The sequence below is a fragment of the Peribacillus sp. NPDC096540 genome (assembly GCF_050278525.1).
GTDB lineage: Bacteria > Bacillota > Bacilli > Bacillales > DSM-1321 > Peribacillus.
This window is the reverse complement of record NZ_JBNNTG010000004.1, coordinates 269,289-278,584: the sequence shown is the minus strand read 5'-3', so window position 1 is coordinate 278,584 and position 9,296 is coordinate 269,289. Positions and strand designations below refer to the sequence as shown.

Sequence of the window (9,296 nt, the reverse complement as noted above, 5' to 3'; positions counted from 1 at the left end):
TAGCCATAAAAAAACACCCCGTAAATGTTAGTTTGGTGTCTAACATTTACGGGGCAGTTCAAGTTTGCCTACAGTTTTTTTATGGCTTGTACAATATGAACGTTGATTGGAACGTAGGGCACTCGCTTTCCGCGGGCGTTCCGGGAGCCTCATCGGCGCCATTGCGCCTACGGGGTCTCCCTTGGACGCGCTTTTCCCGCAGGAGTCTCGTACCTTCCGTTCCAATCAACTTTGTTTTAACATTAGATAGAACTCCTTTTGCCTACAGTCCTTTTTGTTTTAATAATAGAAGTAGTAAAACTTTAGGTGATAAGGATGCTTGCTAAACATGATTCTATTCAGCAAGATCAACTTGAAATAATTACTTTAGATCAATTGGTGCCATCGAACCATTTGGTTCGTAAAATGGAGGCAGCCATTGATTTCTCTTTCATTTATGACTTGGTGAAAGATATGTATTCAGAGGTAGGACGCCCAAGTATTGATCCAGTTATTTTAGTTAAACTGACATTCATTCAATAAAAAATCAAAAAGGTTTCGGAATGAGACCATTCCGAAACCTTTTTGCCTACAAACTGAGCTGACATCATTTTTGATGTCAGCTTTTAATATTGAGTGATTAAACGTGTTCTTTAACCCTTTTTTCTTTCTTAAAATGCAATATAATCGTAGTGCCGAAAATCATCAAAATAAAGGCAAAAAAGATAGTAGGCGGAATTTCGATCCCTACAACAGCAATAAGCATTTTTATAGCAATGAACCCTATTAAAACATATGCGGCAGTTTCTAATTCTGGAATCTTGTCAATCAGCTTTAAAAATAACCCAGCCACGCCTCGCATCATCAAGACACCAATCATCCCACCGGTTAAAAGGACCCAGACTTTTTCACTTACCCCAAAGGCGGCCAATACGCTATCGACGGAAAATGCAATATCCATCAATTCTACAGCAGCAACCGTTCCCCATAAGGTTCCAAACATACGGATCAGCAAGCTGTTTTTACTCATTCCCTGAATATCTTCATCGTTTCCAGCTTGTTTTTTTCTTTTATCTCTAAAGTATTTGAACGAGAGCCAACCAAGGTAGGCTGCTCCAATGACCTTCACCCACCAAAGTTTAATGAGGAAAACACCTATTCCAATTGCTATAAACCTGAAAGCGTAAGCGCCTAACAAACCATAAAAAAGAGCTTTTCTCCGTTGTCTTTCCGGCAGGTGCCTGACCATTACCGCCAAAACCAAAGCGTTATCCGCTGACAGTAATCCTTCCATTAATACGAGCGTTCCAATCAATCCCCAGCTAACCGGGTCGGTTAAAACCTCACCCCACATATTCCAGTCAAAAAATTGAGCATATGTATCAATGACGTTATTTAACAACTCTGACATGATAAAGACTCCTCTGCTACTTTAACTATAAAAGTAGAGAACCAAAATTGAAAAAGATCATCTTACTTAAATAGCTTTAATAAATCTAATCTTGTACTTTGTTTAACACAAAATAAATACGTTGCATAACAACGTATCATTTAATCCTTATATAAAAATTATCATACTCTCACATGTGTTTAAAATCAATGGAACCAAGCTACTAAGAGAGTCTTTGTTTACTTGTCCACTCTGGGGGTGTATTTTTATCCCAATATATTTTTCCTATATCATAATGGGTTGCATATGAATCATGATAGGTATGATAATGAAAATCAAACCAATATCCTTCTAATGGAGGATTCTCCTGCCTGACATGGAACCGTATGATATCCTTACCGCTGATTGAATCATATATATGAAAAATTTTCTCCGCTCTACCCGCACTTGGCTGCTCAGTAATCGTTAATTGCTGTAATTTTTCATCAGGAAATTGTGCAGTTATTTCTGTAATAGCGTCTTCCATTTTTGGTAATATTGCCATTTTGAATTCATCACCAATTTTAGGATTGATTTTCTCACCAAATTTCATAAATGCGTTTTCCTCAGCTTTATCCAAAATGCCTGATAAGAACTCTTCCCGATTAAATGCCTCTTCTATTTCAGTAGGTTTTTGAGAAGAAAGATAGGCTAAATGTTCTTCTTCTACTAACCCTTTTTTAGTATCCTTTAACGAATCGGCTTCAGCCAGCCACGCTAGATCTGTAGGGGTGACAAGCCCAAACGTCAAAACGGATACTAAAATGACCAGACTTTTCCTGAACCAAACCGTCGCTTTCAAATCACACACCCCCTTCTTCTTATAATTATCTTTATATTTAGTATACTTTTATTTTTTAGTAATTACGAATATATAGTTACCCAGGTTTCAAAAATCTTTAAAAAGGATAAATACCTATATAATCTTCATGAACCCAAACTTTTTTTACCAAATATCCACTATTCTATTTGTAAATGAAAGATTTTTACGATATTTGGAGAACTTAATTAGATTCAAGTCTTTTTAAGGAGGGGTCTTATATGGCTTTGACTACAACTGCCATGGTGGCTTTATGCCTTGCAATATTAGCATTTTTCGTATATTTATCATTTGCTGATTAAGAATAAATAAATACCTACGAAAAATCTCCTTGTCATTCATCAGTAATGACAAGGTTTTCTTTTAAAAAAGGCGTACGACTTGGCAGATAAAAGGACTGAATACTGGAGGAATTACTTTGGATAACAACAATGGAAACACTAGAGATAATAATTACAAAAGGGAAACATCCACAGGGAAGGCCGGAATGGTCGTAACCGCTCACCCAGTAGCGACTTCAATTGGAGAAAAAATATTACGTGAAGGAGGAAATGCAGTCGATGCGGCGGTAGCCATCCAATTTGCCCTGAATATTGTAGAACCTATGATGACTGGTATCGGCGGCAGTGGTTTTCTTATGGTATATAACGAAAAGAATAAGGAAACTAAAATATTCGACGGGCATGTAAGAGCACCTAAAGCCGCGCATCCCAACATGTTTCTTGATGAAAAAGGGGAAGTCATCCCATTTAAAGAACGTTCGATTAAAGCTACAGCAGTTGGTATTCCAGGGATACTTAAGGCTATGGACGAAGCTCTCGCCGAATACGGAAGTATGACATTGGCAGACCTTATTGAGCCCTCTATTGAATTCGCTGAAAAAGGAGTTCCTGTAAATTGGGTATTTTGTGATGCCCTTGAAAATTTCGAGTATCGGTTAGGTGAGGAAGCCCGTAAATTCTTCATTCCAAACGGTAAACCATACCAAACTGGTGACCTCCTAATAAAAGAAAAATTGGCTAATACCTATCGAATATTACAGCGTGAAGGAATATCCGCTTTTTATGAAGGTGAAATTGGTGAAGGAATCATTTCCTGTATTCAGGAACTTGGAGGTTTTATGGAACTTTCTGATTTACAGGACTATAAAGCAACCATTGATGAACCAATGCTCGGTACTTATAAGGATTACCAAATTGCTTCATCGATGGCCCCAAGTGCTGGAGGATTCACGGTCATTCAAATTCTAAAAATATTGGAGAGCTTCCACTTAGAACAATATAACGTCCATTCATGGGAAAAATATTACTTAATTGCCGAAGCAATGCGTCTAGCATTTACCGACAAAAAGGCTTTTCTTGCTGATCCCGAATATGCCGCATTACCATTAAATGGTCTATTGCATGATGAATATATAGCTAAACGACGCTCATTCATTAATTTTAAAGCAAGAAATAATGCAAATGACTTCGGAAACCCTTGGATATATGATTCTGTGAAACAACGAGATGTCATCCCACAACCAAATGACGAAGAACGCAGTGAAACGACACACTTTACAGTCCGTGACAGATGGGGAAACATCACAGCATGTACATCTACTGTCGAACATCCATTTGGTTCTGGTATCATGGTTTCCGACTATGGCTTCATGCTGAATAACGAACTGACGGATTTTGATTCCATTCCCGGCGGTATGAATGAAGTACAACCAAATAAACGTCCTGTCAGCTGTAAAAGCCCAACCATCATCTTTAAAGACGGTGAGCCTATTTTGACGCTGGGTTCTCCAGGAGGACCTACCATCATCAGTTCAGTCGTTCAAACGATTATCAATGTGCTTGATTTAAAAATGGACTTAAAATCGGCCATTGAAGAGCCTAGAATTTTCACTCCTATGGGCCCTCATATTGAATGGGAACCAGGTATTGATATGAATAGCAAAGGTCATTTAGAAGGAATGGGCTTTGTCTTTAATGAAGTCCCCCAATCTATAGGGAATGTCCAGGCAATTCAAATCAACCCTACTGACGGCTCAAGCTATGGTGCTGCAGATTCAAGCCGTGAGGGCTGTGCGATAGGCCTAAATGAGTCAGATTACAAATCTTAATCACATACAGAAATGTAGCCAAAATGAAATTTGGATGTTTTTCTCTTTAATACTTCAAATCCAAATTCCTCAAAGCGGGAGCTGCGAAAATGGTCTTTCAACACGACTCTCTTTCGCGCAACCCGCTTGGCTTCTTTCATTATTTCCATTGTTAAGTTGTGACCTTCCGCAAAATGAGCCAATCCCCTAATCCCATTTGATTCTTGTATCGTTTCCTCAAACATTGGATCGAAATATACGACATCGAAATGATTATCCGGTAATGTTTTCAATAACTCATAATGATCAGTATGAATGACATTAATTCTTCTCATCGCTTGAATCATCTTTTCATCTGCATTCTCCCATGTTTTCAAACCATGGTCTACGAGTAAGGCTAGATATTGATTTTCTTCCAACGCACTAACCTGTCCATTTTCTCCAGTAGCAAAACTTGAGACAATCGCATCTGAGCCCAAGCCCATTGTACAATCAAGTACAGTACTTCCTTCCTTTATATCTCCAGCAACAAGAAAAGGATCACTTTCTCCTTGTAATATTCTTTTTATTCTGATCATGGCAAGGTTCGGATGAAAAAAGAATGGCTCTTTTTCTTCAAACCGATATAGCTCCATTCTCTTTTTTCCAAAAACAAGGCAATCTTCTTCACCATTTTCTGATTGAATGGCCCTAACCGAGCGTTTTCTTCGGGCAATAAAAGGAATATGTAATTTTCCTGCTAACTTTTTGGCCATCATTATTGACTCATTATCGGCTCTTCCTGCTGTTGTAATAAACATCCGTCCTACCCCTTTAAACTTTAAAAAATTTGAAAAAGAATGCCCTGTTTCCAGGACATTCTACTTTATCACTTATTTTACTTGACTAAATGCTGCTAGCAAGTTATCCATAATAGCTTCCATCGGCTGGCCTTCAATTTCATGACGTGGAATGAAATGTATGACTTCTTTTCCTTTTAAAAGAGCCATGGATGGCGAAGAAGGTTCAATTCCATCAAAATACTCACGCATTTTGGCTGTTGCTTCTTTATCTTGACCAGCAAATACGGTTACAAGATGCTTTGGTTTATCCTCCGCTTGAAGAACAGCTTGAGTAGCAGCTGGACGAGCTAACCCGGCAGCACAGCCACAGACTGAATTCACTACAACCAATGTCGTACCCTCTACTGATTCCATAAAGTTTTCAACAGCTTCAGCGGTTTCCAACTCATCAAAACCTGCTTGAACTAATTCAGCACGCATTGGCTTCACCATTTGTTTCATATATTCATCATATGCCATAGACATAAAAAAACCCCCTTGGTTACAATTCTACAATTAGTATAATCATACTATAATCTTAAGTCCATATGCAAAAATGACGCTTACAACTTTTGTTAAAGTTTTTATAACCGTGTTTGCACACATAATGGTCAACTAACTTATATTAAACAATATAAAAATAGTCTTCACAAAGAAACACGGTAAAAGAATTGATTCATTCTTCTACCGTGTTTTTATTTCATAAAATCTAAATTAAACTTTCATTACGCCGCCTGAACTAGCATTCGTTACAAGTTTAGAGTAACGGGCTAAATAGCCTGTTTTAACTTTTGACTCGAAACCTTTCCAGTTGGCTTTGCGTTTTTCAAATTCTTCATCGGAAATTTCTAATTCGATTTTGCGATTATTCAAATCTAACTCGATGATATCACCATCTTCTACAAATGCGATTGGACCACCTTCAGCTGCTTCTGGGGAGATATGACCAATACTGATGCCTCGAGATGCACCTGAAAAACGTCCATCTGTAATTAATCCCACTTTAGCACCAAGACCTCGGCCAACGATTTGGGAAGTAGGAGCCAGCATTTCCGGCATGCCCGGACCCCCTTTTGGACCTTCGTAGCGGATGACAACAACATTACCTTCTTTTACTTTGCCGGTAATAATTCCAGAAAGTGCATCTTCTTGAGAATCGAAGCAGATCGCTGGCCCTCTGTGGTAGCCACCAACAGATTCATCAACAGCACCCACTTTAATAATTGAACCTTGAGGAGCAAGGTTACCAAACAATACAGCAAGGCCGCCACGTTCAGAATGCGGGTTATCCAACGGATGAATAACATCCTTGTCCAATATTTCACAACCCTCAACATTTTCGCGTAGCGTTTTACCTGAAACAGAAAGACAATCACCGTTAAAGGCACCTGGTTTTTTAAGTAACTCATGAATAATTGCGCTCACACCACCAGCATTGTGTACATCTTCAATATGATAATCAGATGCTGGGGCAATCTTCGCAAGATGTGGTACGCGGTTTGCTATTTCATTGATGCGTTCCATAGGATATTCAAAACCTGCTTCATGTGCCAATGCAAGTGTATGAAGTACTGTGTTAGTCGAACCACCCATCGCCATATCCAAAGCAAATGCGTTATCAATTGCATCAATCGTTACGATATCACGAGGTTTAATATCTTGTTTGATAATTTCCATCAATTGTTTGGCAGATTTTTTAACGAAATCCTTACGTTCTTCGGCTACAGCCAAAATCGTACCATTACCTGGAAGCGCAAGACCTAAACCTTCGGCCAAACAGTTCATGGAATTTGCTGTAAACATTCCTGAACAAGAACCGCATGTCGGACATGCAACTTGCTCGATTTCTTGCAAATCTTCTTCATTTATATTACCTGCTTGGTATGCTCCTACCCCTTCAAAAACAGATGTTAAAGAAAGAGATTTGCCGTTTTTGTCTTTACCTGCCTTCATAGGCCCGCCACTTACAAATATTGTAGGAATATTAACACGAAGAGCTGCCATCATCATCCCCGGGGTAATCTTGTCACAGTTTGGAATGCAAACCATACCGTCGAACCAATGTGCAGATACAACCGTTTCTACAGAATCAGCAATAATCTCACGGCTTGGTAAAGAATAGCGCATACCAATATGGCCCATGGCAATTCCATCGTCTACCCCAATTGTATTAAATTCAAAAGGAACACCGCCCGCTTCACGAATCGCTTCCTTCACTATTTTACCGAATTCCTGAAGGTGAACATGACCAGGAACAATATCAATGTATGAATTACAAACCGCGATAAATGGTTTTCCGAAATCTTCTTCTTTAACACCTGCTGCACGCAAAAGACTTCTGTGTGGAGCACGGTCGACTCCTTTTGTAATCATGTCACTTCTCATATTTGATGTAGACATTAGTTGTAACCCCCAATTTTCACTTATCTAATAATTTTATATAATTAAATTTTTTTGTATACTCTAAAAATTCTAACATATTTACATACAAATGCAACTATTCAACTCTTAAATATCCATAAAAAAGTTTTACTAAAATAATAGAAAAGATATTTCTCTCTTATAAGCAATGGTTTCATGCAGAAAACATACTATTTCACATGGTTTAGACTGTTCACAAATCCTAGACACCTGATTGGTCAGTAAAATTGTACTCACTCAATCGACAAGCATAATTTTCACTGAAATTATCCATGTCCAAAGTTAGTATGGTATCACTGGCTGTCCCTAAGGCATTTAAAAATCATTTCAGCAGAAGCTATGAATCCAGTTACCCTTTAGAGGAGTAATATTTGCCCTAAAGGGCGACATTTTTAGAGCATAAAAATAACAAAAGGCATCCGGGATTAAGTCCATCCGGATGCCTTTTGCCTACAAAATAGAAACATACAATTTGTATGATTTGTTGATAAAACGATTTTTAATCAAAAGTCACTTGTCATTTGTTTGCCTTGATTCTGTCATTTGCTTCCAAACTGAGCCCTTTGCTTCTTCTCCGTTTTCTATTCGGTCAATAGCCATTTTAACCTGTAGAGCCACTTCGAACTCTGGGTCCTGTTCAGCTTGTTTTAAATAGGGTAGGACTGTTTCATTTCCCACTTCATATAAGAACATCGCAGCCCTCCACCTTACTAGTTTATTTTTATCTGATAAGGATTGCGACATTTCTCCCATTGCTTCTTCAAAACCTAGATCTGATAAACAGTCACCCGCTGTTCGTCTTACTGCCACACTTGAATCTTTCAATGCTTTGTACAAGCTCGGAAGTACTTTTGTATCTTCGATCATACCTAAGTAAACAACAGCAAGTCGACGTATAGAGACTTTACTATCAGACAAGGCTATATCCAATACTGGAATCTCTTCAACCGTTGGATCTTCCATTTGTTCTAACGCTTGATAACGCTTTTCCCAATTTTCATCATTCAACATATCTGCGGTTAGTTTTATTTTGGGACGTTTCACGAATGCTTCTTTTTTATCAACGTTTTTTTGAGTAGCAGCTACTAGCTGGTTAATTCGTTCTTCCGGATAAGCGGCAACCAGCTCATCCGCTACTTCTTTCACGATATCATCCATATCCCCATAACGGATACCATAATCCTTCCATTTTCGGAGCAAGACTACATTATCATCTTCTTTTTGAGCAGCAGCAATACCTTTAATAAAATATTCTGGTAAAGCAAAGCGTTTTTCATGATGGCTATCACTTGCCTTTATTTGCATCGGAATTCCTTTGAATTGTTGAATAGCAACTGATACTTCACCATAATGTTCATTTATTACCGTTTGTTGATCTTGTTCTTCAGTTTTCTCACCAAATACTTGACGAATTTGGACCAAGATATCTTTCCAATCATATTTCGCGTTACGCTCGACGGCTAAAAAGTCGGCAACATGATATACGCCTTTTACACCTTCAATCGTAAATAAATCTTTAATAAGCTGAGGTGCTTGATCGGCTTGATTTTTTTTATAATTATTACTTTTACCCGCTAAGAGCTCTTCTGTTAGATTAATTTTCATTGTATTTGGACTTGGTGTAGGTTCTATTGATTTTATTTTCAATACTTTTCTCTCCTTTTACAAGACGTACCCATGTACTAGATTTTATCACAACGACCACAGATTCTCATGCAATTGAGATAGACAAAAAAA

The 9,296-nt window shown here is 38.2% G+C and carries 7 protein-coding genes and 1 pseudogene; 2 read left to right on the top strand and 6 right to left on the bottom strand.

The features are described from left to right. Nucleotides 1-315: 315 nt before the first annotated feature. Nucleotides 316-519 (top strand): annotated as a pseudogene (locus tag ACQKMR_RS06715) (IS5/IS1182 family transposase); the annotation flags it as partial. 100 nt (nucleotides 520-619) lie between these two features. Here the strand turns inward: ACQKMR_RS06715 and ACQKMR_RS06710 are convergent. Together ACQKMR_RS06710 and ACQKMR_RS06705 are read right to left on the bottom strand one after the other, a co-directional pair. After that, entirely contained in the window at nucleotides 620-1,390 is a 771-nt protein-coding gene (locus ACQKMR_RS06710) for a TerC family protein (RefSeq protein WP_427696583.1), read from the bottom strand. A 202-nt stretch (nucleotides 1,391-1,592) separates the two neighbouring features. Then, entirely contained in the window at nucleotides 1,593-2,210 is a 618-nt protein-coding gene (locus ACQKMR_RS06705; protein ID WP_427696582.1) for a YpjP family protein, read from the bottom strand. Between the two features lie 436 nt (nucleotides 2,211-2,646). Between ACQKMR_RS06705 and ggt the strand changes: the two genes are divergently transcribed. After that, a complete protein-coding gene (gene ggt, locus ACQKMR_RS06700; RefSeq protein WP_427696581.1) occupies nucleotides 2,647-4,338 on the top strand; it encodes a gamma-glutamyltransferase in 1,692 nt (563 codons plus the stop codon). Here ggt and ACQKMR_RS06695 read toward each other — a convergent pair. From ACQKMR_RS06695 to ACQKMR_RS06680, 4 genes are all read right to left on the bottom strand, one after another. Then, complete coding sequence (locus ACQKMR_RS06695) at nucleotides 4,335-5,117, bottom strand: class I SAM-dependent methyltransferase (protein ID WP_427696580.1); 783 nt, start codon at nucleotides 5,115-5,117, stop codon at nucleotides 4,335-4,337. The genes ggt and ACQKMR_RS06695 overlap by 4 nt on opposite strands. Before the next feature lie 72 nt (nucleotides 5,118-5,189). Beyond that, nucleotides 5,190-5,624 (bottom strand): BrxA/BrxB family bacilliredoxin, encoded by a 435-nt coding sequence (locus ACQKMR_RS06690; RefSeq protein ID WP_427696579.1) that lies wholly within the window; start codon nucleotides 5,622-5,624, stop codon nucleotides 5,190-5,192. 228 nt (nucleotides 5,625-5,852) lie between these two features. Then, entirely contained in the window at nucleotides 5,853-7,523 is a 1,671-nt protein-coding gene (ilvD, locus tag ACQKMR_RS06685) for a dihydroxy-acid dehydratase (protein WP_427696595.1), read from the bottom strand. Between the two features lie 546 nt (nucleotides 7,524-8,069). Then, on the bottom strand, nucleotides 8,070-9,206 hold the full coding sequence (locus tag ACQKMR_RS06680) for a conserved virulence factor C family protein (protein ID WP_427696578.1): 1,137 nt from the start codon (nucleotides 9,204-9,206) through the stop codon (nucleotides 8,070-8,072). Between the last annotated feature and the right edge of the window lie 90 nt (nucleotides 9,207-9,296).